Annotated in this window: 24 protein-coding genes and 1 pseudogene; 21 read left to right on the top strand and 4 right to left on the bottom strand. The window is 46.6% G+C overall.

Annotated elements, in window-relative coordinates; translation table 11 throughout:
• The first annotated feature begins 64 nt into the window (after positions 1–64).
• The 3 genes and pseudogenes from P401_RS0108935 to P401_RS0108925 all read left to right on the top strand — a co-directional run bounded on the left by P401_RS0108935 (position 65) and on the right by P401_RS0108925 (position 6,196).
• Complete coding sequence (locus tag P401_RS0108935; protein ID WP_029342167.1) at positions 65–1,336, top strand: FtsW/RodA/SpoVE family cell cycle protein; 1,272 nt, start codon at positions 65–67, stop codon at positions 1,334–1,336.
• Positions 1,329–4,764, top strand: a pseudogene (locus tag P401_RS17695) (pyruvate carboxylase). Before P401_RS0108935 ends, P401_RS17695 begins: the two are co-directional and overlap by 8 nt.
• 76 nt (positions 4,765–4,840) lie before the next feature.
• Entirely contained in the window at positions 4,841–6,196 is a 1,356-nt protein-coding gene (locus tag P401_RS0108925; protein ID WP_029342166.1) for a cryptochrome/photolyase family protein, read from the top strand.
• Between the two features lie 46 nt (positions 6,197–6,242).
• Here the strand turns inward: P401_RS0108925 and P401_RS0108920 are convergent, their stop codons facing one another.
• Positions 6,243–7,118 carry a COX15/CtaA family protein gene (locus P401_RS0108920; RefSeq protein WP_034786293.1) on the bottom strand — a complete coding sequence of 292 codons (876 nt, stop codon included), beginning with the start codon at positions 7,116–7,118 and terminating at the stop codon, positions 6,243–6,245.
• 343 nt (positions 7,119–7,461) lie between these two features.
• Here P401_RS0108920 and cyoE point away from each other — a divergent pair, with 343 nt between their 5' ends.
• The 9 genes from cyoE to P401_RS0108875 all read left to right on the top strand — a co-directional run bounded on the left by cyoE (position 7,462) and on the right by P401_RS0108875 (position 14,755).
• Complete coding sequence (gene cyoE, locus P401_RS0108915) at positions 7,462–8,394, top strand: heme o synthase (protein ID WP_029342164.1); 933 nt, start codon at positions 7,462–7,464, stop codon at positions 8,392–8,394.
• 64 nt (positions 8,395–8,458) lie between these two features.
• Positions 8,459–9,490: a cytochrome c oxidase subunit II gene (gene coxB, locus P401_RS0108910; RefSeq protein WP_081834728.1), complete on the top strand. Its 1,032-nt coding sequence runs from the start codon at positions 8,459–8,461 to the stop codon at positions 9,488–9,490.
• Positions 9,491–9,525: 35 nt separating this feature from the next.
• Complete coding sequence (ctaD, locus tag P401_RS0108905; protein ID WP_029342162.1) at positions 9,526–11,394, top strand: cytochrome c oxidase subunit I; 1,869 nt, start codon at positions 9,526–9,528, stop codon at positions 11,392–11,394.
• Position 11,395: 1 nt separating this feature from the next.
• The gene (locus P401_RS0108900; RefSeq protein ID WP_029342161.1) at positions 11,396–12,025 is read left to right on the top strand and encodes a cytochrome (ubi)quinol oxidase subunit III; all 630 of its coding nucleotides are present in this window, start codon (positions 11,396–11,398) and stop codon (positions 12,023–12,025) included.
• A gap of 1 nt (position 12,026) precedes the next feature.
• Positions 12,027–12,356: a cytochrome C oxidase subunit IV family protein gene (locus P401_RS0108895; protein ID WP_029342160.1), complete on the top strand. Its 330-nt coding sequence runs from the start codon at positions 12,027–12,029 to the stop codon at positions 12,354–12,356.
• 131 nt (positions 12,357–12,487) lie between these two features.
• The gene (gene ctaG, locus P401_RS0108890) at positions 12,488–13,393 is read left to right on the top strand and encodes a cytochrome c oxidase assembly factor CtaG (RefSeq protein WP_029342159.1); all 906 of its coding nucleotides are present in this window, start codon (positions 12,488–12,490) and stop codon (positions 13,391–13,393) included.
• 18 nt (positions 13,394–13,411) lie between these two features.
• Positions 13,412–13,873, top strand: a complete 462-nt coding sequence (locus P401_RS0108885) for a DUF420 domain-containing protein (protein ID WP_023468824.1) — start codon at positions 13,412–13,414, stop codon at positions 13,871–13,873.
• Positions 13,874–13,885: 12 nt separating this feature from the next.
• Positions 13,886–14,491: an SCO family protein gene (locus tag P401_RS0108880; RefSeq protein ID WP_029342158.1), complete on the top strand. Its 606-nt coding sequence runs from the start codon at positions 13,886–13,888 to the stop codon at positions 14,489–14,491.
• 6 nt (positions 14,492–14,497) lie between these two features.
• Complete coding sequence (locus P401_RS0108875; RefSeq protein ID WP_029342157.1) at positions 14,498–14,755, top strand: hypothetical protein; 258 nt, start codon at positions 14,498–14,500, stop codon at positions 14,753–14,755.
• Between the two features lie 147 nt (positions 14,756–14,902).
• Here P401_RS0108875 and P401_RS0108870 read toward each other — a convergent pair whose 3' ends face one another.
• Complete coding sequence (locus P401_RS0108870; protein ID WP_023468821.1) at positions 14,903–15,253, bottom strand: YugN family protein; 351 nt, start codon at positions 15,251–15,253, stop codon at positions 14,903–14,905.
• 110 nt (positions 15,254–15,363) lie between these two features.
• On the bottom strand, positions 15,364–16,131 hold the full coding sequence (locus P401_RS0108865) for an ATP-grasp domain-containing protein (RefSeq protein WP_236627100.1): 768 nt from the start codon (positions 16,129–16,131) through the stop codon (positions 15,364–15,366).
• Between the two features lie 101 nt (positions 16,132–16,232).
• On the opposite strand from P401_RS0108865, the gene P401_RS0108860 reads away from it, so the two are divergent.
• Genes P401_RS0108860 through P401_RS0108840 form a run of 5 tightly spaced genes read left to right on the top strand, consistent with a single transcriptional unit; the run spans position 16,233 to position 19,069 of the window.
• Positions 16,233–16,673, top strand: coding sequence for a YlbF/YmcA family competence regulator (locus P401_RS0108860; RefSeq protein WP_029342155.1), 441 nt, complete (start codon positions 16,233–16,235; stop codon positions 16,671–16,673).
• A 24-nt stretch (positions 16,674–16,697) separates the two neighbouring features.
• Positions 16,698–16,955, top strand: coding sequence for a YlbG family protein (locus tag P401_RS0108855; RefSeq protein WP_023468818.1), 258 nt, complete (start codon positions 16,698–16,700; stop codon positions 16,953–16,955).
• A gap of 46 nt (positions 16,956–17,001) precedes the next feature.
• On the top strand, positions 17,002–17,583 hold the full coding sequence (rsmD, locus tag P401_RS0108850) for a 16S rRNA (guanine(966)-N(2))-methyltransferase RsmD (protein ID WP_071908823.1): 582 nt from the start codon (positions 17,002–17,004) through the stop codon (positions 17,581–17,583).
• Entirely contained in the window at positions 17,580–18,071 is a 492-nt protein-coding gene (coaD, locus tag P401_RS0108845; RefSeq protein ID WP_029342153.1) for a pantetheine-phosphate adenylyltransferase, read from the top strand. The genes rsmD and coaD overlap by 4 nt, the downstream gene beginning before the upstream one ends.
• Complete coding sequence (locus tag P401_RS0108840; RefSeq protein ID WP_029342152.1) at positions 18,071–19,069, top strand: SepM family pheromone-processing serine protease; 999 nt, start codon at positions 18,071–18,073, stop codon at positions 19,067–19,069. The genes coaD and P401_RS0108840 overlap by 1 nt, the downstream gene beginning before the upstream one ends.
• Here the strand turns inward: P401_RS0108840 and P401_RS0108835 are convergent.
• Positions 19,042–20,193, bottom strand: coding sequence for a tRNA(Met) cytidine acetate ligase (locus P401_RS0108835; protein WP_029342151.1), 1,152 nt, complete (start codon positions 20,191–20,193; stop codon positions 19,042–19,044). The two genes, P401_RS0108840 and P401_RS0108835, sit on opposite strands and share 28 nt — an antisense overlap.
• 156 nt (positions 20,194–20,349) lie before the next feature.
• Here P401_RS0108835 and P401_RS0108830 point away from each other — a divergent pair, with 156 nt between their 5' ends.
• The 4 genes from P401_RS0108830 (at position 20,350) to P401_RS0108815 (ending at position 22,340) form a co-directional block, all read left to right on the top strand.
• Positions 20,350–20,874 carry a YceD family protein gene (locus tag P401_RS0108830; protein ID WP_029342150.1) on the top strand — a complete coding sequence of 175 codons (525 nt, stop codon included), beginning with the start codon at positions 20,350–20,352 and terminating at the stop codon, positions 20,872–20,874.
• Between the two features lie 46 nt (positions 20,875–20,920).
• Positions 20,921–21,094 (top strand): 50S ribosomal protein L32, encoded by a 174-nt coding sequence (gene rpmF / locus P401_RS0108825; RefSeq protein WP_012370841.1) that lies wholly within the window; start codon positions 20,921–20,923, stop codon positions 21,092–21,094.
• Between the two features lie 83 nt (positions 21,095–21,177).
• Complete coding sequence (locus P401_RS0108820) at positions 21,178–21,987, top strand: ketopantoate reductase family protein (RefSeq protein WP_029342149.1); 810 nt, start codon at positions 21,178–21,180, stop codon at positions 21,985–21,987.
• Positions 21,984–22,340, top strand: a complete 357-nt coding sequence (locus P401_RS0108815) for a DUF3397 domain-containing protein (protein WP_029342148.1) — start codon at positions 21,984–21,986, stop codon at positions 22,338–22,340. The genes P401_RS0108820 and P401_RS0108815 overlap by 4 nt, the downstream gene beginning before the upstream one ends.
• The last annotated feature ends 13 nt before the right edge of the window (positions 22,341–22,353 follow it).

Below are 22,353 nucleotides of genomic sequence, written 5' to 3'. Positions count from 1 at the left end.
CTCAAACGTGAAATGCGGCGTTTGGGTATTTTTTTTTTAGAAAATGAAAAAAGGACGTGTACATATGTTAGCGAAGTTTAAAGAAAAACGAGCATTTTTTGACTATGGTCTCTTCTTTACGATGCTCATCCTCATGGCGATCAGTACGGTCATGGTTTATAGTGCGAGCGTGTGGAACGGTGGAGATTATGCGAATACGTCCTTCTTTGAGAAGCAGTTGATGTTTGATGCGATGGCTATCGTATTGTTCCTTTTCGTTTCGCAAATAAACCATGAGGTGTTCCGTGGACCAGTGATTCGTTTACTCTTGTACGCGATTACATGGTTGATGTTGATGGCGACGCTGTTTTCGGCACCACTAAACGGGGCTCGCGCATGGTTGAACTTCGGTATCTTCTTGATTCAACCAATCGAGCTTTGTAAATTTGTGCTCGTCGTCGGACTTGCGAGTTATTTTGATCAAAAGCACAAAGGGAAAATGGATGGCGTGATTGGGATCGTCCATCACTTCATCCATCGTCAAATTCCAGCGACGTCTCCAGGAAGACGAATTTTACTTAGTTTCTCGGACTGGATCTTGATTCCGATGATTGTATTACTTGCACCTTACGCGATCATCATTCGCATGCAACCGGATGACGGTGGATTGTTCATTCTGTTACTCATCACAGCGATGATTTTATTCGCAGTTGGATTGCCGAGTGGTTACATCATGTTATGTGTCGTCACCGTACCAATTATCTTCTTGTACGCATGGAATAATTTTTCGGATAATCAGATGCAACGGATTCAAGCAAGTTTGAATCCCTTCCTTGATGCAGAAGGTAAGGGATATCAGCTTATCAACTCCGTCATATCAATTGCCCACGGGGGATTATTCGGAGTAGGTCTTGGAAATAGTTTTCAAAAGTATGGTTATCTGCCAGAGCCTGAAACCGACTACATCATGTCGATCATCTCAGAGGAGCTTGGATTCGTGGGTGTTCTCGTCGTGCTTGGTCTATTGTTCTTCTTGATGATTCAAGGGGCAATCATCGCTAATCGGTGTGTCTCACTGTACTCGAGTATGCTCGCGCTCGGTATTTCGGGTATCATCTTCATCCAGACATGTATCAATATCGCGGCGATGTCTGGCCTGTTTCCAGGTACAGGCGTTACCTTGCCATTCATCAGTTACGGTGGATCATCGTTACTTGTCATGAGTACGATGCTTGGTGTGATGGCGAACATTTCCATGCAAAACAAATATCGGATGGCGTATCATAAAGAAGTGCAGACTGCACGTTCGATGAGTGCCACGAGCTCATTAACTAAAGGGGGAGCATCAGTTGACTAAAATCCAGAAGATTCTCGTAGCAAACCGCGGGGAAATCGCGATTCGCGTTTTCCGTGCAGCGACAGAACTCGGTATTCGTACCGTTGCCATTTATTCGCGAGAGGACATGGGTTCTCTTCATCGCTATAAAGCCGATGAAGCGTACCGGATCGGAGAAGGAAAAAAACCGATCGAAGCCTATCTCGACATTGAAGATATCATTGCAACAGCGAAAAAAAGCCGAATGTGATGCGATCCATCCTGGTTATGGATTCCTCTCTGAGAATATTGAGCTAGCCAAACGTTGCCGTGAAGAAGGCATCATCTTCATCGGACCGCAAGAAGAGCACCTGTATAAATTCGGGGATAAAGTACGGGCACGGACGACGGCGATTGAAGCTGGTCTTCCTGTCATTCCAGGAACGGATGGTCCGATCTCATCCATTGATGAAGCGTATGCGTTCGCAAAAGAAGCAGGCTATCCACTCATGGTCAAGGCATCGCTTGGCGGTGGTGGACGCGGTATGCGTGTCGTCCGGACAGAAGAAGAGCTTCCAGACATGATTGAACGTGCGAAATCTGAAGCCTTGAAAGCGTTCGGTTCGGATGAGATTTACGTCGAAAAATTAATCGAACGACCAAAACATATTGAAGTTCAAATCATCGGTGATGCCCATGGGAACATCATTCATTTGTTTGAACGTGATTGTTCCGTACAGCGTCGTCACCAAAAAGTAGTCGAAGTGGCACCATGTGTCACGCTATCAGACGAAGGGCGACAAAAGATTTGTGACGCAGCCGTCACGTTGATGAAACATGTCGGATACGAAAATGCGGGTACGGTCGAATTTCTCGTGACACAAGATGAATCGTTCTATTTCATCGAGGTCAACCCACGTGTCCAAGTCGAGCACACGATTACGGAGATGATCACAGGCGTTGATATCGTCCAGACGCAAATTCGTGTTGCTGAAGGCGAATCGTTACATAGCGACCTCGTTGGTATTCCGCAACAAGAAGACATTAAGATGCTTGGGTTTGCAATCCAAAGCCGAATTACGTCAGAAGACCCAGAGAATGGCTTCTTGCCGGATACAGGAAAAATTAAAGCGTATCGTTCACCAGGTGGTTTTGGTGTACGTCTTGATGGTGGGAACGCTTATGTCGGAGCAGAAATTTCACCATATTATGACTCACTGCTCGTTAAAATCTCGACGCACGGTTTGACGTACGATCAAGCTGTCGCGAAGATGCGTCGAAACTTAAGTGAATTCCGTATCCGTGGGATCAAGACGAATATTCCATTCTTAAGCAACGTCTTGAAACACCATGCGTTCGTCAGCGGGGATTACAACACATCGTTCATTGATGATACACAAGAATTATTCATATTCCCGAAACGTCAAGACCGGGGAACGAAACTATTGACGTACATCGGAGAGGTTTCCGTCAATGGATTCCCGGGAATCGGAAAATTGGACAAGCCGCTTGCGCGTGACGTCCGGATTCCAAAAAATCTCCCGACAGACTATACACCAGGTGCCAAAGCGATTCTCGACGCGGAAGGTCCGGAAGCCGTCGCAAAATGGTTGGCAGCTCAGGAAAACGTTTTGTTGACAGATACGACATTCCGTGACGCCCATCAGTCGCTCCTTGCGACGCGGATGCGGACGAAGGATCTCGTCGCGATTGCAGAGGCGGAAGCGAAACTGCTACCTGAATTGTTCTCTGTCGAAGCATGGGGAGGCGCGACATTTGATGTCGCCTACCGATTCTTATCGGAGGATCCATGGGTTCGTCTGATGAAATTGCGTGAAAAGATGCCGAACGTCCTCATTCAAATGTTGCTTCGTGGTGCGAACGGCGTTGGTTACAAAAACTATCCGGACAACGTCATCCACACGTTCGTCAAGGAAGCGGCGCAAGCAGGAGTCGATGTCTTCCGAATCTTCGATAGCTTGAACAACCCGGAGTCGATTCAACTCGCAATCGATGCGGTCTTGCCGACAGGTAAAATCGCGGAAGCAGCAGTCTGTTATACAGGGGATTTATTCGATGCGAATCGACCAAAATACCACCTGCCGTATTACGTCAATCTGGCGAAACAACTGGAAGAAAGCGGCGCTCATATCATTGCGATCAAGGATATGGCGGGTCTCTTGAAACCGGAAGCAGCCTATGCGCTCGTATCAGCACTTAAAGATGCGGTATCGTTACCAATCCATCTCCACACACACGATGCGAGTGGGAACGGGATTTACACGTATGCGCGTGCGATCGATGCAGGTGTCGACGTCGTCGACGTTGCGGCATCAAGCATGTCAGGACTGACAAGTCAGCCAGCGGGTGGGAGCTTGATTCATGCCTTAAGTGGTCATCCACGTCAACCGCTCGTCTCAGCACAGAAGTTTGAACAGATTTCGGATTATTGGCAGGATGTGCGTCATCTGTACCAAGCATTCGAACTCGATATGATCGCACCGAATCCAACGGTCTATGATCACGAGATGCCAGGTGGACAATACTCGAACTTACAGCAACAAGCAAAAGCAGTTGGACTTGCGGATCGTTGGTCTGAAGTCAAAGAGATGTATGCGCGTGTCAATATGCTGTTTGGAGATATCGTCAAGGTCACACCATCGTCGAAAGTCGTCGGAGACATGGCACTCTTCATGGTTCAACATCATCTGACAGAAGAAGATGTCTTGCAACGCGCAAGTGGACTTGATTTCCCGGATTCAGTCGTCGAACTGATGAAAGGGGAGCTCGGAACACCACCAGATGGTTTCCCGCAAGACGTTCAACAGGCTATTCTCAAGGGAGCTGCTCCGCTGACAGAACGCCCAGGTAAGATGATGGAACCACTCAACTTCGATGCGGTCAAACATGAGTTGTTCGAAAAACTTGAACGTCCAGTCACGGAGTTTGATGCACTCGCTTACGCGCTCTATCCAAAAGTCTTCATGGATTACAGTTCGTACGTCGCGCGATATGGTGACATTTCTGTTCTTGATACGAATACATTCTTCCATGGAATGCGTTTAGGTGAGACGATCGAGGTTGAAATCGAACGAGGCAAGACACTCTACCTCAAGTTGATTCAAATCGGTCAGCCAGACGACCATGGTATGCGGACGATCTATTACGAGATGAACGGTGTGCCTCGTGAAGTCGAAGTCAAAGACATCAGTATCAAGGAAAGTTCATCAAGTCGTCCAAAAGCAGATCGAAGCAACGCGAAACAAATCGGTGCATCCATGCCGGGTAGCGTGCTGAAGGTACTCGTCGAGACAGGTACACGTGTCCGTAAAGGAGAGCAACTCCTCGTCACGGAAGCGATGAAGATGGAAACGACGATCCAAGCACCGGAAGACGGTGAAATTAAAGCCGTCCACGTCAAGGAAGGCGAAGCAATCGCGAGTCAAGACTTACTGATTGAATTCGTATAAGGGTCACAACGAAAAACAGGCGCACGCTCGGCGGGCTGCCTGTTTTTCATTCAATACGTAGTGGGAGAGGATACGATTGAACATTATTTGTTGGGTACGAAGTGATTTTCGATTACAAGATAATCACATGTTGGCACGTGCTGTTGAATTACTAAAAGAAAATCCGAAGGCGACGGTCGAATTCGTCTTTTGGCTCAATCCGGATTACATCGGAGAATATGAAGCACGCCAACAATATTTCTTCCAAGCGCTCGAAATATTTTCTGATGCCTGCAAAGAGAAAGAGATGCCAATCCGTTTCATCGAAGGGGATGAACAGGCGTTCTTAGATGCAACCGAAGATGCGGACATCTTGTTATTTAATGCGGAATATGTCGAACCATTTAAGACGCGAGATGAAAAAATCATTAAAAAGCGTAAAGATCGTCAGACGGAGCGACTACTAGACCGACATCTTCTTCACCCGCATGACATTAAAAAGCAAGATGGAAAGTTCTATAAAGTATTCACGCCATATAAGAATGCATTCATGAAAAAAGACATTCCTGCACCATATGAAGTCAAGTGGCAAACGCTACGGGATCATTATCAAAAGCGTCAGCACGATAATAGTTTCATCGACGCATATTTTAAAAAGGCAGAGTCGGAAGCCGTCTTCCATCCTGGTGAAAAGCAGGCGAAACAACGCTTGAAGAAATTCATCGAACAATCGCTTGAAGGTTACGAAGAGAACCGTGATCTTCCTGCTGTTGACGGTACAAGCTTACTCTCCCGCTACTTACGGACTGGAGAAATCGGTATTCGAACGGTCTATGCGGCTGTTCAGGAGGCAAAAGAATCAAAAGGAAAACAGACCTTCATCACGGAACTCATCTGGCGTGAATTCTATTACATGATTTTAATGCATTTCCCGGAATCAAAACGACAAGCCGTCAATACGCAATATCGGGAAATCGAATGGGAGAAAGATGAAGAGGGCTTCAAAGCGTGGTGTGAAGGCAAGACGGGCTATCCAATCGTTGATGCGGCGATGCGACAATTGAATCAAACGGGGTGGATGCATAATCGTCTACGGATGATCGTCGCTTCTTTCCTGACAAAAGACCTGTTAGTCGATTGGCAGAAAGGCGAACAGTATTTCCAGCAGAAACTCGTTGATTACGAAGCGGCATCAAACATCGGGGGTTGGCAATGGGCTGCATCAGTCGGAACGGATGCCGTTCCGTACTTCCGCGTCTTCAATCCGACGACTCAATCGAAGAAGTTCGATAAGGATGGCGAGTTCATTCGAAAGTATGTTACGGAAATCAAGGATTTATCAAAGCAGTATATTCATGAACCGACTGCTGAGCAACGCAAGGATTATGGCTATCCAGAACCAATCGTCGCACACGACGAAGCACGAAAGCGTGCGATTGCTCGATTCAAATAATGAAAAAAGGATGTCCCTCAAGCGAGGAACATCCTTTTTTACGATCTTATTGAAGACGACTGTTTGCCTTGCGCGTTCGGAATGCATGGTACGTCAAGTAAGATAAGACACCGAAGTAACATGTGATCAAGAAAGCATGGAGTAACGGGACATACGTTGCATGTCCACCAAGAACGATCCAAGCCCCAGTGGCGACTTGGCACGAGATGAAGAACGTCGCGAACGCCATACCAATCGTTGTCGTCCGGTGTTTTAAGCGAATCGCAACGACATGGACGAATAAGGTGAACAGGAACAATAGTCCTGCCATGATCCGGTGAATCATCTGCACCCAAGCTTCGAACGTCATTGACGGTTGAGAACAGACAGGCCAACCAACGCAAGCATATGTAGCGCCGACGTGGCGTACGTAAGCACCGGTATATACGACGATTAGCGTATAGATGAGTAGAGCGTATAAGAGTTTCCGTAAGAATGCTGGGACCGATTCCCTGAATTCCTGACCCGGACGCTCCATGATCAACAACGTCAAAATCAACAGCGAAGCAAAGGAAATCAAGGAGATACCGAAATGTAACGCCATGACGAGGTCCGATTGTTGCCAAACGACAGCACCAGCGCCGACGATCGATTGAATCAACATGAAGATGAAGGCGAGAAACGCGAAGATCTTCGTATCGAGTCGATCCTTGAAGGCAACGAGCGTCCAGAGACATAAGGCGATGATTAAGAGTCCAACGACTCCAGTTACAGCACGGTGGCTATATTCAATCATCGTTTCAACACTTGGGTTCGTCGGAATGAGTTCCCCATGACAGAGTGGCCAATCCGTTCCGCAACCATCGCCAGAATCCGTTTTTGTGACTGTCCCACCCATCAGCAAGACGATCATCATCGTAAACGTGACGAAGGCTGAAAACATCGAAAGCTTTCGATTCAAGATTTGGACACCACCTTTCTAAAAAAATACGAAATACATGGATTTCCATAGGACTAGTATCGCACAAAAAGTACTGAAAGGGTTGCAATCTTTTAGAACAACGCTATTCTAGTATTAGGTAAATATGGTGAACTGTGATGAAAATCACATAGATTTCACATTTTGTTCATTATGTCGAAAGTATTTTCATACGTCACGGTCCTGAATATGTGGTATCTTTTATAGAGAAAAGGGCGTTTCGTGGCATGTCTGTGTTATTTCTGTGAAGAAATTACGTGAAGCTTAGGTGCTAAACGGAAGCAGACGGTGAAAAGGAGGGAACAGCATGGCGAAAGTTACTGGAGAGGCACTGGATATGGCGATTGAGCAAGCAGATCAGCCCACATTCAAGGACTATATTACCCTAGCAAAAATGGGGATTGTCCGTGCCGATCTGATTACGGTCTTCGCAGGGTATGTCGTAGCGGCATCGTACATAACGGATGATGTCCTGTTGTATCTATGGCAAACCAAGTGGATGTTACTGTGGACGCTTCTCGGGAGTGGATTGGTCATTGCCGGAAGTTGCTACCTAAATAACTACATTGACCGGGACATCGATTACAAGATGGAACGGACGATGGGAAGACCAAGCGTTACTGGGAAGATGGATGGACAACGGATACTCGCACTAGGACTCGGTATTCTTGCGACCGGTACGGTATTGTTGTTGATCGTCAACCATGTGGCGGCAGTGTTCGGATTGATCGGATCATTCGTTTACGTCGTGATTTATACGATGTGGTTAAAGCGGACGCACACGATCAATACAGTCGTAGGTGGTATTTCAGGAGCTGTGCCACCAATCATTGGATTTGCGGCAGTCACTCCGACGCTTCACATTGATGCGTGGATTTTATTCCTCATCATGTTCGTGTGGCAACCACCACATTTCCTTGCACTCGCGATGCGACGGACAGAGGAGTATCGGGCAGCAGGTATCCCGATGTTACCTGTCGTAAACGGATTCGCGATCACGAAACGACAAATTGTATGGTGGATTGCAGTACTCATTCCATCATCACTCCTCTTAGCACACTATGGCATCATCTACATGATCGTCATGGCATTGCTCGGTGGATATTGGCTCTATATGGGACTGAAAGGTCTGAAGATCCAAGATGAACAAGCCGAAATCAAATGGGCGTCGAAGATGTTCTTCTTCTCACTCTTTTATTTCACGGCTTGGATCGTGACGGTCGTACTCGTTTCTCTCTAAAACGATTTGACATAATTCACGTACACCATTACGAAAGACAAAATTGGGGACAAAGAAAGTGGGGATGGTTGTGAAAAAATCAGTAAAAATGCTCTTCCGGCTTCTTCCAATCGGCTTGATGGCACTCATGTTATCAGGTTGTGGAATTCCGGAATTGTCTGCGCTACAGCCTCGCGGAGAAGGCGCTGAGATGCAACTTGAGATCATCAAGCTTAGCTTGTGGGTCATGTTGTTCGTCCTTGCGATCGTAGCCGTCATTTATATTTACGTACTTATGAAATTCCGTCGTAAATCAGGTGATAACACGGTTCCGAAGCAAGTCGAAGGGAACCATACGCTTGAAATCATCTGGACAGTCATTCCGATTCTTCTCTTGATCGTTCTTGCAATTCCGACGATCAAAACAACGGTTGAACTTGCAGATGCAAAAGAAGCGAAGAAAAACGAACAAATCAACGTTACAGCAAATCTCTACTGGTGGGAGTTCGAATACCCAGACAAAGGTGTTTCGACAGGACAAGAACTCGTCATCCCAGTCGGTAAACGTGTTGCTGTTAACTTGACGTCTAAAGACGTCATTCACTCATTCTGGGTACCAGCTCTTTCTGGTAAAACAGATACGAACCCAGGTCTTGAGAACGAAATGTGGTTACAAGCAAAAGAAGCAGGCACTTACTACGGTAAATGTGCTGAGTTGTGTGGTCCTTCCCACGCATTGATGGACTTTAAAGTCGTTGCGATGGAACAGGATGACTACGATCAGTGGTTGAAAGACATGAAATCTGCAAAAGAAGCAGAAACGAAACAGCTCGACAAAAAGAATGAAAAGAACTGGACGACTGGCGAGAAAGTCTATGCTCAGAACTGTCTCAGCTGTCATGGTGGCGGAAAAGTCGCACCTAGCTTGACGAACTTCGGTGACCGTCAACGTATCGCGGGTTACCTCGATCATGATAAAGAGAACCTCGAAAAATGGATTCGCGATCCTCAAAAAGAGAAACAAGGTACGAAAATGCCTGGATTCTCTGAAGATCAGATCAGCGATGAAGAATTGAGCGAATTGGCAGATTATCTATTGGACAAAAAGCTCCAATAATTTTTTAAGGGGGAATCATAGTGGGGACACATACTATGGGTATGCCGCAGAAAAAAAGCGGCATCATGGACTGGCTAACGACAGTCGACCATAAGAAAATCGGGATTCTCTACATCATGTCTGGATTGTTCTTCCTTCTGGTCGGTGGCGTAGAAGCCCTAATGATTCGTTTTCAATTGATTAAACCGATGAACGATTTCGTCAGCGGTGAACTCTTTAACCAATTGATCACGATGCACGGTACGACGATGATCTTCTTGGCAGCGATGCCGATGTTGATTGGATACATGAACGCTGCAGTACCGCTTCAAATCGGGGCACGTGACGTTGCGTTCCCATTCTTGAACGCACTTGGATTTTGGTTGTTCTTCTTCGGTGGAGTCTTACTGAACCTCTCTTGGTTCTTCGGCGCTGCACCGAACGCAGGATGGACAGCGTACGCACCACTTTCTACAGTTCCTGAATCTCTTGGTGTAGATTTCTACGCTTTAGGTCTTCAGATTTCTGGTTTCGGTACACTTATGGGGGGGATTAACTTCCTCGTTACGATTTTGAACATGCGTGCACCAGGTATGAAACTGATGCGGATGCCGCTCTTCACATGGACAGCATTCGTTGCTTCTGCCTTGATCGTTTTCGCATTCCCACCACTTACGGTTGGATTGTTCCTCTTGACGTTCGAGCGACTCTTCGGAGCGCACTTCTTTGACCCGGCAGCGGGCGGGAATATCGTCATCTGGGAACACCTCTTCTGGATCTTCGGTCACCCAGAAGTTTATATCTTGATCTTACCGGCATTCGGTATTTTCTCTGAAATCATTCCTACATTTGCTCGTAAGCGTCTCTTCGGTTACACGACGATGGTCTTTGCGACAATGTTGATCGGTTTCCTCGGATTCATGGTATGGGTCCACCACATGTTCACAGTTGGTCTCGGTCCGGTCGCAAACGCGATCTTCGCCGTAGCAACAATGGCGATTGCTGTACCGACAGGGGTCAAGATCTTCAACTGGCTCTTTACGCTGTGGGGCGGTAAGTTGACGTTCCCAGTCGCGATGCTTTATTCGGTCGCGTTCATTCCATCATTCCTTGTTGGTGGTATGACAGGGGTCATGCTTTCAGTAGCACCTGCCGATTATCAGTACCATGACAGTTACTTCGTAGTCGCTCACTTCCACTACGTTATCGTTGGTGGGGTAGTCTTCGGTCTCTTCGCAGGTCTGTACTACTGGTTCCCACTTATGTTCGGGAAACAGCTCAACGAGTTCTGGGGAAAAATTCAATTCTGGTTGTTCTTCATCGGCTTCCACTTGACGTTCTTCCCACAACACATCCTCGGTCTTACAGGTATGCCACGTCGTGTCTTCACGTACTTGCCAAACCAAGGCTGGGAAACAATGAACTTACTTTCATCAATTGGTGCAGCATTCATGGGTGTATCGACGATCGTTCTCGTCATCTCGATTGCAGCAGCATTGATGTCAAAAGAATATGTGAAACGCGACGTTTGGGGAGATGGACGTACACTTGAGTGGACACTTCCGGTTCCAACTCCAGAGTATAACTTCGCTCAAATTCCACTCGTCAAAGGTTTGGATACGTATTGGCTCGAAAAAATGGCGGGGAACAAAACAGTTTCTGTATCGGAAGAAGTCGGCGATATTCATATGCCGAATAACACGATCTTGCCATTCGTCATGTCAGTCGGTCTATTCCTTGCAGGTCTCGGATTCATTCTTCGCCTAGACTATGGAACTGTTGGTCTCGTCGTTGCCTTGATTGGTCTTGCGATGACATTGATCGCGATGTTCTTCCGTTCTTGGATTGACGATGAAGGATACTACATCCCGAAATCAGTCGTCGAAGAAGATCTACGCCTTGAAGCAGAAAAGGAGGCGAAGTAAGATGGGTCATCATTCAGTACCGAATAACCCGATCACGGGTATTCCGGATCATGTTGAAAAAGCAACACTTGAGGGTAAGAATAAATATGTAGCCTTCTGGTTCTTCCTTGGAGGAGAGACGACTTTGTTCGCCTCTCTCTTCGGAACATACATCGGACTTCATAACTCCGGTGCAAAAGAAGGATTACGCAGTTATGACATCTTTGAAATGGGTCTCGTCTTCATCATGACGATGCTTCTTCTCACAAGTTCATTAACAAGTGTTCTTGCGATGATGGCGATGAAACGTAATGATGTGAAGAAGATGAAAATGTGGTTGATTATCACACTTGTTCTTGGACTAGCATTCTTAGCGGGTGAGATCTATGAGTTCAATCACTACTACCACATCGGTCATACGTTCACGTCGAGTGCATTTGGTTCTGCCTTCTATACACTCGTCGGGTTCCACGGTGCGCACGTCTTGTTCGGTCTTCTCTGGATCTCGACATTGCTCATCCGGAACTGGAACCGTGGCATCACGGTCGTGAATGCGCCGAAGTACTATGTTTCAAGTCTTTACTGGCACTTCATTGACGTCGTCTGGGTCTTTATCTTCTCAGTCGTCTACCTCATGGGGATGGTGAAATAAGATGGAAAAACACGAACCGCAACTTACGCGCAATCAAATCGAGCTTGAGATGAAAGCAGAACGTGGTCGTGAGACACAACTGCAGCTCATCAGTTTCGCACTCATGATTTTCTTGACGCTCATCGCTTTCGGTGCTGTCATGGCTGATCTCATGCCGCACTGGGCAGCCGGTGGTTTCTTGATCATCATGGCAATCGTTCAGGTTTACCTTCAGCTTTACATGTTCATGCATATGAACAACAAAGGCAACACATGGATCAAAGTCATGATGGGTCTTGGCATTTTCGTCGCCTTGACGATCGTTGCGACACTCCGTCTGTTGATCTGGTAAGAAATGTGACCATTCTGCTAACGTTTAGCAGGATGGTCTTTTATTTTGGAATCGTTTTATGAGAAACCTTTACAATGAAATAGGGGAACGGTAATCTTAGTTTGTAAGAGAAAGGAACGGGGTGAAAAAATATGTTAGGCAATTTAAGGGGAGCACTTTCGCAATTCGACTGGACTGTCTTATGGAGTCCGTATTATGCGTTGATACTCGTTGGATTGTATATCCTATATGCTGTCGTGACAGAAAAGTTGCGTCGTCCGGATGAGCCGGAAACAACGCTTGGGCAAAAGTTTTCGATGCTCGCAGCATTGATCGTTTTTTACATCGGTTTTGGAAGTCCGTTAGACCTGCTAGCGCATATCACGTTCTCAGCACACATGCTGCAGATGGTATTCGTCTATATGGTCGCACCGCCGCTCTTGTTGATTGCGATACCAGAGTGGCTTTATAAGCGCTTGTTCGATGCACCGTATCTTGGGAGGATTCTTCGCTTCTTCATCAAGCCGCTGATTGCACTTGTCGTCTTTAATGCCTTGTTTACGTTCTATCACATGCCATTTATTTTTGATTATGTCTTAACGAACTATACCGTTCACCGTCTGTTCCATGGAACATTGATTTTCTTGAGTATGACGATGTGGTATCCGATCATTGCACCGGTCAATGAGGCGGACAGCCTTTCTGACCTAAAGAAGATGGTGTACATCGTAGCGAATGGTGTGTTGTTGACACCAGCCTGTGCCTTCATGATCTTCAGTCAAAGTTTTCAGTATCAAGCGTATCAGGATCCGGCGACGTTCGCGAAAGTACTCGCTTACTGTATGCCGAACAATGATTTGAGCGGCTTGAACCTGGAACGATTGCTCGGAACGACAGATGACTTATTAGAGGACCAACGCTTTGGTGGTGTCCTCATGAAGCTCGGTCAAGAACTCGTGTATGGTTTATTCTTCGGATTAACCTTCTTTACATGGGTGCGCCGTTCAAAAAGTACTGCCGTGGATGAAGGCATGTCCTTCACACCAAAAGCGGATTAAATTGGAGGAAGTTGGAACATGAGTTATTTGCCGTTGATTTGTGTGTCGCTGATTGTCATCAGTGCGATTTTCGTAGCGATTGGCTGGTTTTTGATCGCCCAAACGCGTCGTAACATGAAAGCTCACCAAACCGTGATGACGATTGCAGCTGCACTCGCTTTATTATTCTTCATCATGTATGCCTTGCGGACGATTCTGCTTGGTAACACAGCCTTTGGCGGTCCGGAATCCGTCAAAGCCTATTACACAGGATTCTTGATCTTCCACATCCTTCTTGCGACATCTGGTGGGGTGCTCGGTTTGATGGCACTCTATCATGCGTATAAGAAGAACTTTGCACGTCACCGTAAAATCGGACCGGTTGCCTCGATCGTTTGGTTTTTGACAGCCATTACCGGTGTGATCGTGTACTGCTTATTATATGTCGTCTACGATCCAGGTGAGACGACGAACGTATTCCGGGCGATCTGGAGTCATTAAGGGGGAGCCAACTTGAAAAAGAATAGTTACTTGACGGTCGCTGCCGTCGTCCTCATCTTAGTTGCGGCAGCCGGGGGATATTATTATTTCTTCATGAAAGAAAAGTTACCTGTCATCGCTGAACCGACGCCATTTGAATTAACGAATGCTGTAGACGGAAAATCATTCAATTCGGAAGATGGAAAAGTCAAAGTATTGACGTTCTTCTACTCGAACTGTCCTGATATCTGTCCGTTGACATTAAATGATTACCGTAAGCTTGAGAAGAAGCTTCGGAGTGAAGAATTGTATGGAAGTGACGTCGAACTCGTCGCAGTGACAGTTGATCCAAAAGTCGATACACCAACAGTCTTGAAGAAGTATGCTTCGAACTTTGAAGCAGATGCTAAGGGCTGGAAAGTATTGACGGGAGATCCAGTCGTCATCGATCGTCTGACTCGTCAGTTGAACTTCTATTACTCAAAGGCCGAGAGTGGCTTAGTGACACACGGAACACAAATGTTCATTTTGGACCGTGAGAATAAAGTACGGGCGATTTCGTCTATGGCGAAGACACCGGATGAACCGGTCGACTTAGAAGAGGTCATGTCTTCGGTCACACAATTAGCAAAGGAGTGAAGGTAGATGACATATGAAGAGTACATGCAAGGAGATGTTACCGTCTCTATTCAAGCCATCGAGGAATTACTTGCTTGTGCGGTCGAAGATTATGGAATCCATCACTCCCGGATCAAACGGATGGACCGGGAAGAGATTGCATTTAGCGTAAAGGTCAATGCACCGGCAACGTCACTTCACGCACTTTATCTTCATGTACGCGAGCAGCTTGGGATTCAGCTCGGAGACGATGTCGTATCCTACGTACAATTCGTCGCGCGTTAAAAGCGGTTTCGTGTATTTTAAGGAATAACAATCAGATGGGCAGAACAGCTAATGACTTCGTAGATGATGCGAGGTCGTTAGCTTTTTTTGTTTGGAATGAAGAACAAAAAAATAGAGGCTCCTAATTGGAACCTCTACGTGTGAGTCTTATTTTTCGAGTGTTTCGAGCAATGCTGCTAAACGACGTTCGCAGTCTTTGACGATTTCTGGAGGGAACGTCTCATCATACTCGACACCGTGTGGATAGTAGTGTTTACCGAGAAGTGGTGTCATCATACGAACGACAGCATGGCGATCTTCAATCTCGCCTTGGATCGCATAGACAGGAACACGCAGGTAGAATACTTCACCTGTTGATTGTTTTTCGTACTTCATGTCGTACATCGCGCGTTCATAATCCCACTGTCCTTCACGAACGAAGCGGTGATGTTCCATGATTGTTTCGAGAAGACCGAACTTCAGTTCCTTGCCTTCGATACCATATTGTTCAAACTTCATGTTTGAATCCCCCTATACCCCAGTTTGCTAGTAGATACTAGTCTTTCCAAACTATCATACCATAATGAACGAAACGATGACGTAAAAGATGTGAAGTCATTTTGAAGAATTCATGAACTTCCATATTTTCGTTCGACATATTCAAGAATCGTATCCGGTGCGTGGATACCAAGATGATTGAGTCCTTCTCCACCGAAGAAAACATTGAACTCAAGAACGTACCACTGTCCGTCACGGATGATGAGATCAAAACCAGCGTGATCGATATCGAGCTGTTTCGCTAGAGCGAGCACGAAGTCGATTGCTCCTTGTGGCACATCATCAAAATCAAGGACACCACCTTGAGCGACGTTATTTAAGAATTGAGCACCACCGACGCGCCAGTACGCAGCAAGGACTTGATCGCCGACGACGACGACACGTAAGTCTTTCTCATTCGGAATGTACTCCTGAATGTAGAACGTCTCGTGTGTATCCGTGTATTTCTTCCAGTCCATTTCATTTTTGATGAGATGGACACCTTGTCCCATTGAGCTACGAACTGTCTTAGCAACGAACGGAAACGAAAATTCTCGTAAGACACGTTCGACAGTGAATTCATTTTTTCCGTAGATGCCGGTCCGAGGGATGTTATCCGGAATGACGGTTTGAAAAATCCGCGTCATCTCAATCTTGTCATGACCTAAGTGGAACGTAGCAGCCGACGGGAAAATCGGTTTTTTCATTCCGTAGATGATCGAGTGGATTTGCCAGTATTCCGGGAACAGGACGACATCCGCCTGTTCGATTTTTTTTAAGGAATCAAAGTGATAATCTGACTTGGCATGTTCCGTCTTGATTCCAATCGTCCGGAACATATTAAAAGAGAGCAGTTGCATAAAGTTCATTCCTTCCTTCTGAACAAATTATACACAATTCAACAGGCTAGGAGGGAGAGAAATGTTATGATAAGATGGTAAAGTTAAGGAGGAGATTCGTTGTGATATATACCGATAAGACGATTGACCTCATCAACGCAGCGGAAGACCTCATTCGATCTCTCGCTCAAAGTGAAACGGGGCAAGCATATAGATGTGCGAAACAAGCACAGCAAGAGTCAGTAGAGGCACAGGCTGTCATTCGCGATTTTCATCAAGTCAAGGAGGACTACGAACTCGTACAGCGATTCGGACGGTACCATCCTGACTATCAGACGATCACGAAAAAGGTCCACGAAGTCAAACGGCGACTTGATTTACAAGAGGAAGTCGCGCAGTTTAAAAAGGCGGAAAAACAACTCGAAACGTTACTCGGACAAATCAGTCTGAAGCTCGCTGGGGAAGTATCACCGCAAATTAAAGTACCGACGGGAAATCCTTTCTTCGATCAAGGATGCGCTGGAGGTTGTTCGACCGGTGGCAGCTGTAGCTGTAGCGGATAACGAAGATGAAGGGGGTAGGCTGGCGTGATCAAGGAACGAGTGGGACTCATCGTCTATGTCAATGCGATGAAAGCATCCCGTCAATTACGCCGTTACGGGAACGTCTACTTTACGTCTAAACGTGAACGATACGTTCATCTATATGTCGATTTAGATCAACATGAACAGGTGATGGAAGTCATTTCGACTCTCCCGTTCGTCGAATCGATCAAACGTTCAGAACGACCGTTCATCACGGAGACGTTCGCGAACAAAAAAGGTAAAATGCCAGAAGAAGCATAATCCATGGAGCGATGAGGACATCCTCGTCGCTTCTTTGTTGAAAGGAATGAAGGAAATGCGAGTCATTTCAGGGGAACGGAAAGGTACACGATTAAAAGCAGTACCAGGGGATCAGACACGACCGACTACGGATAAGGTAAAAGAATCTTTATTCAACGTCATCGGTCCTTATTTCAATGGAGGACGGGCGCTGGATCTGTTTGCGGGGAGCGGTGGTCTTGGGATTGAATCTCTGTCAAGAGGATGCGATGAGGCAGTGTTCGTCGACCAACACCATAAAGCGGTCCAAACGATCCAAGATAACTTACGAACGACGCACTATACGGACCAAGCACGTGTTTTGAAAAAAGATGTAGCGATCGCTTTAGCGGAACTCGCATCTGAAGAGCCGTTTAAATTGATTTATTTAGACCCTCCTTATGCAAAAGAGCGATTGACGGAACATGTCACATACATAGAGCAACATGATATGCTGACGGACAACGGTGTCATCGTCTGTGAACATGACTCTGCTGTTGAATTACCGGACCGGATCGGACGGCTAGAAGTCGTGCGTCGACTTCGTTATTCTGCTGTCATCTCGATCACATTGTACGAATTCATGGAAGCGGAGGAAGACCACGAATGAAACGAATCGCCATTTGCCCAGGTAGCTTTGATCCGATCACGAACGGACATTTAGACATCATCGAGCGTGCCGTTCCGATTTTTGATGAGATCATCGTTGCCGTACTGAATAATTCTTCGAAGCAACCACTCTTTTCTGTCCAGGAACGGATGGAGTTGATTGCCGATGTGACGTCGCACCTACCTCAAATCAAGGTGGATTCCTTTAATGGTCTACTTGTCGATTATGCGGCGGAAGTCGGTGCAACCGCGATTGTCCGCGGTCTACGAGCAGTTTCGGATTTTGAATACGAAATGCAAGTCGCTTCCATCAACAAGAAGATGAACGATCAAATCGAGACACTGTTCATGATGACGAATAATCAGTATTCCTTCTTGAGTTCTTCGATCGTTAAGGAGGCTGCCAAATATGGTGCTTCCGTTGCCGATCTCGTACCGCCTTCCGTCGAAGAGGCGCTACGTCAGAAATATACGAAAGGAGAACTGTGATGAAAGCTTGGAAACCCGCCTTAGCAGCTATCGTTGCTGCCTTGATCGTATTTTTCGTACCACTTCCTTATTTCATCTCTTATCCAGGTGATGCGACGTCGACAGAAGATTTGATCGAAGTATCTGGAGGCGACAAGGAACCGGGAGATTTGATGATGCTGACGATCGCACAACGTCGGGCCACGCCTTACTTTCTCATTGAAAGCTTATTTCTACCGTTCTCCGAAACATCGAGTGTAAGTGATTATCTGTACGACGGCGAGTCGGACGCGCAGTATGAAACGCGTCAGAAGCTGTATATGGAAGAAGCGCAACATAACGCAACGATCGAAGCGTATGAATTGGCGGATCAAAAGGTCGATGTCGATTTCGAAGGGATTTACGTCTCTGGGGTCATTCCCGGTGGTCCAGCTGAGGGGAAACTGAAAGCAGGGGATCGCATTACAAGTATTGACGGAAAACCGATTACGTCATTCGAAGGTTTCATGAAGACGATTCAAGCAAAAAAAGCAAAAACAGCTGTTCCGATTCAGTTCACGCGTAAATCGGAAGACAAGAAGACGACGATTCGAGTGGATCAGTTATCCAAAGAGGTTAAGCGCGTCGGGCTCGGCATTTACGAACCGCTTCCGATCTCAAACGTGACGACGGATCCTGATATTGCGTTTCAGGTCGAAGACGTCGGAGGACCTTCTGCTGGGATGATGTTCACCCTTGAAATCTATGACCAATTGACGCCGGGAGATTTGGCGAAAGGGCATAAAATCGCCGGCACAGGAACGATTGAAGAAGGCGGCAAGGTAGGACCGATTGGTGGAGCGTGGCAAAAGGTGGTCGCTGCAGACGAGGCAGAAGCAGAAATCATGTTCGTACCAGCAGGAGAGAACTACATAGAAGCAAAACCATCCATCAAAAAACTCGGAACGAACATGAAGCTCGTTCCGATCAAGACAGTCGAAGATGCGATTGATTATTTAGAAGAACTTCCAGCAAAATAAGGGAAACGACGGTGTTCGAGCAACGCGTCGTAGCGAGCCAAGGGCAGTGCATATGCAGCTGTCACTTGGCTTTCTTTCGTTAGCCAAGGATGACTCGTAAAGGTACTGAAGACGGTAGTCCGCGTTTTGATGGTTTTGAGTGCTTGTCGTCCTCGTTCTGAAAAGGCGAGGGGACGAACAAAATCAATATGGTCGTAATCAATCCGTGCGACCTCCTCTGCTGTCGTTGAGGTCAACAGATAGATCAGGGCACGTTGCAGGCTCGTCCGCGTATAACGGCGTGTTTTGACGTAATTCAGAAAGGTATCGAACGTCGTTGCTTGTTTCGCCCCTTCGATGAGTCGTGGCGCTAACGAAGCGTTGATCCCAGCGATTCGTATCAACTCGGGTACTGGGGTTGTCAGTAGACGTTGTCGAATCCACGGATAATAGTGCGAAAAGTTGGCGAAAGAGGCGTTTGCTAAGACGTCTTCGGTTTGTTCAGGAAGTGCGAGCAGCTGACCGTGCGTTTGATGATGGGCGCGTATCGCGGTGGCGCTCATGATGTCTCCGGTTGATAAGTCGTGGTAGCCACTTCCAATCCGTTTCGTCGTGTGAAGCGATAGGGTATTTGCGGCGCGAGCGTAATAATAGCCAAGCGTATTGTTCGGTTGTGTCAAATCAAGCGTTCCTGAGACGCTCTTGAATGCTAGACTAGCGGCGTGAGCAGAAGAGAGACCAGATGCCAAACCATCGTGTAACGCTTGCTTGTAAGCAAGTGTCTCTTCGATCTGTTCCGCTGACGCATGCAGAAAAGGTTCGATGTCTCCACACTCGCTTCCGAACGAAAGCGATTGACAGCCGATCGTCTCGGCAATCGTCACACCACCGAGTGCAAAACGATCAGCACGCTGGACAGCAAAATAGAAGGGGAGTTCAAGAACGAGATCGATGGCACCGCTCGCGACCGCTGCCTGAGCACGTGTCCATTTGTCTGTAAAGGCGGGTTCACCACGCTGCATGAACGTTCCGCTCATGATGGCGACGATGACGTCGGCATCCGTTTCCCGTCGTGCTGTCGTCGCTTGATAATAGTGTCCGTTATGAAACGGATTGTACTCTGAAATGATAGCTGTCATCCTCATGAAAACTTTCTCCTTTGCAAACCGAATTAAGTGCGGTAATATGGATAAAGACGTCCAAAAGTGTTCGTTCTCTAGCGATTTCAGTGTAAAGAAAAAACATTGACAAAACAAGATGTCCTCTCTATAATTCATATTGTTGCAATTGAGGTGATTCGGATGAAATGGTCCCTGATGCAATTGAATAAATTGCGCAATCTGGGTCAACTTCAGGTTAACGAGACGATCGAGCTCAATGAGCTAGTCGCCCTCCATCCGGATATCCGGGCGGTGCAACCTGTGCACGTTCGTGCAAATGCATCGTTTACATCGAATCAATTAATATTCAATCTTCGGATCACTGGCGAAATGACGCTTCCGGATGCCCGGACGCTAAGTGACGTCGCTTATCCATTCGAGATTGAATCCATCGAGCCATTCCTGCTCGAGGTCGATGCTGTTTCGAACGAAGCAGATGACATCAACGTACCGATCGGGAATACGGTCGATCTTCGACCGCTCGTGCAAGAATTGATTTTACTTCATGTGCCAGTGCAAGTGCATGGGGATGATGAAGAGAATCAGTTGGTTGAGGGGGAAGGCTGGACGATTCTTTCTGAAGAAGATCCAGAGGAAACCGAACCAAAAATCGATCCGCGACTCGCGGGTCTCGCTCAGTTCTTTAAAAAAGATCAGGATTCCTGATTTCTGAAGTAAAGGCGAGTGTATTTTTTCAAGGAGGTGGACAACGATGGCAGTACCATTCCGCAGAACGTCGAAAACACGCAAACGTCTTCGCCGTACTCATTTCAAACTCCGTGTACCAGGTATGGTCGAGTGCCCAAACTGTGGTGAAATGAAACTTTCACACCGCGTTTGTAAAGCATGTGGCTCGTACAAAGGTAAAGAAATCGTCAGCAAATAAGCTGATTGATCGGTATAAAAGCGACCTTCGAATCGAGAAATCGGTTTTAAGGTCGCTTTTTTCATGAAAGGGGACATGAATAGATGAATGTTGGAATCATTGGCGCGGGTGCCATCGGGTTGTTGCTTGCCTCTTATTTATCGGAAGAGCATGCAGTTACGCTTTATGTGCGACAGGAACAAGATGAGGAACGACCAATCATTCGTGATGGACAGGCGAGTCGTCTCGTACGGATCCGGAAGATTGATCGGCTCGAGTCAGAAGACTTGGTGTTTGTCGCGACAAAGTCGTATGATATAAAAAGTGTGATTCCATTCCTCGAACGGCTGACGTGTCCCGTCATGTTCCTGCAAAATGGAATGGATCATTTGAAATGGAAAGAGCAATTGCCGCATGTCTTATTTGGTGTCGTCGAACATGGTGCCATGCGTACTGCACCGTTTGAAGTTCAGCATACTGGAAATGGCCGCATCCGCTACGGCAATCAAGAGGTAGCGAACTTGTCGTCAAAGCAACTGTGCTTTGAATTCGAGTCAGATATGGAAGCCGTTTTATTGACGAAGCTATTCATCAACGTCGTCATTAATCCAGTGACGGCTTATTACGGTGTTGAGAATGGATCCTTGTTAGAGATGCCTTATCGAGAAGAAGCCCATCAATTATTTGACGAAATGCGGACGATTTTCCCGCACCATGACATTACTTATTCCGAGATCGAGCGGATCATGAAGAATACGAGCAAAAATCGTTCTTCCATGTTACGAGATTTTGAGTATGGACGACGAACGGAAGTAGAACCGATACTTGGATACGCATTACGTCAGGCGACGACTGCGACGCCACGTTTATCTTTTTATTATGAACAGATCAAACAGAGGGAGGGTCCGCAGTGACAGTCTTCATCATTTTTCCTTTATTCAGCCTGATTGCGTTGTATCTCGTCTTTCTACTTCTATTTCGGAAACATGGGAAGGCCGTTCGAGTTGCACTCGACTTTGGAACGTTCATCGTTCTGTATGCGATTCATGTTGCATTGATTGCCTTGACCGGAACAAATTACTTAGGGTGGATCGTCATCGTCGTGTTGTTGGTATTTGCGTTGAATGCGCTCTGGCAACGAATTCGTCAACTTGACGTTGATTTGAGACAAATGATTCGCCACAGTTGGCGGATCATCATCTTGCTGGCATTACCCGTCCATTTCATACTGTTCGTACTTGGTATTCGTCAACTGTTCATCAGTTGACCAGTTAGGTAAG

This window comes from Exiguobacterium acetylicum DSM 20416, assembly GCF_000702605.1.
GTDB lineage: Bacteria > Bacillota > Bacilli > Exiguobacteriales > Exiguobacteriaceae > Exiguobacterium_A > Exiguobacterium_A acetylicum.
Note: the sequence above shows the minus strand (reverse complement) of the source record. Positions and strands in the feature narration are given on the sequence as shown.

Excerpts from the sequence above, each read along its gene's own strand:
- P401_RS0108830 (WP_029342150.1), top strand. The coding sequence starts at position 20,350 with ATGAAATGGTCCCTGATGCAATTGAATAAATTGCGCAATCTGGGTCAA.
- P401_RS0108835 (WP_029342151.1), bottom strand. The coding sequence starts at position 20,193 with ATGAGGATGACAGCTATCATTTCAGAGTACAATCCGTTTCATAACGGA.
- ctaD (WP_029342162.1), top strand. The coding sequence starts at position 9,526 with ATGGGTATGCCGCAGAAAAAAAGCGGCATCATGGACTGGCTAACGACA.
- coxB (WP_081834728.1), top strand. The coding sequence starts at position 8,459 with ATGGTTGTGAAAAAATCAGTAAAAATGCTCTTCCGGCTTCTTCCAATC.
- P401_RS0108875 (WP_029342157.1), top strand. The coding sequence starts at position 14,498 with ATGACATATGAAGAGTACATGCAAGGAGATGTTACCGTCTCTATTCAA.
- P401_RS0108885 (WP_023468824.1), top strand. The coding sequence starts at position 13,412 with ATGAGTTATTTGCCGTTGATTTGTGTGTCGCTGATTGTCATCAGTGCG.
- rsmD (WP_071908823.1), top strand. The coding sequence starts at position 17,002 with ATGAAGGAAATGCGAGTCATTTCAGGGGAACGGAAAGGTACACGATTA.
- cyoE (WP_029342164.1), top strand. The coding sequence starts at position 7,462 with ATGGCGAAAGTTACTGGAGAGGCACTGGATATGGCGATTGAGCAAGCA.
- rpmF (WP_012370841.1), top strand. The coding sequence starts at position 20,921 with ATGGCAGTACCATTCCGCAGAACGTCGAAAACACGCAAACGTCTTCGC.
- P401_RS0108865 (WP_236627100.1), bottom strand. The coding sequence starts at position 16,131 with ATGCAACTGCTCTCTTTTAATATGTTCCGGACGATTGGAATCAAGACG.
- P401_RS0108895 (WP_029342160.1), top strand. The coding sequence starts at position 12,027 with ATGGAAAAACACGAACCGCAACTTACGCGCAATCAAATCGAGCTTGAG.
- P401_RS0108870 (WP_023468821.1), bottom strand. The coding sequence starts at position 15,253 with ATGAAGTTTGAACAATATGGTATCGAAGGCAAGGAACTGAAGTTCGGT.
- P401_RS0108840 (WP_029342152.1), top strand. The coding sequence starts at position 18,071 with ATGAAAGCTTGGAAACCCGCCTTAGCAGCTATCGTTGCTGCCTTGATC.
- P401_RS0108920 (WP_034786293.1), bottom strand. The coding sequence starts at position 7,118 with ATGTTTTCAGCCTTCGTCACGTTTACGATGATGATCGTCTTGCTGATG.
- ctaG (WP_029342159.1), top strand. The coding sequence starts at position 12,488 with ATGTTAGGCAATTTAAGGGGAGCACTTTCGCAATTCGACTGGACTGTC.
- coaD (WP_029342153.1), top strand. The coding sequence starts at position 17,580 with ATGAAACGAATCGCCATTTGCCCAGGTAGCTTTGATCCGATCACGAAC.
- P401_RS0108900 (WP_029342161.1), top strand. The coding sequence starts at position 11,396 with ATGGGTCATCATTCAGTACCGAATAACCCGATCACGGGTATTCCGGAT.
- P401_RS0108820 (WP_029342149.1), top strand. The coding sequence starts at position 21,178 with ATGAATGTTGGAATCATTGGCGCGGGTGCCATCGGGTTGTTGCTTGCC.
- P401_RS0108935 (WP_029342167.1), top strand. The coding sequence starts at position 65 with ATGTTAGCGAAGTTTAAAGAAAAACGAGCATTTTTTGACTATGGTCTC.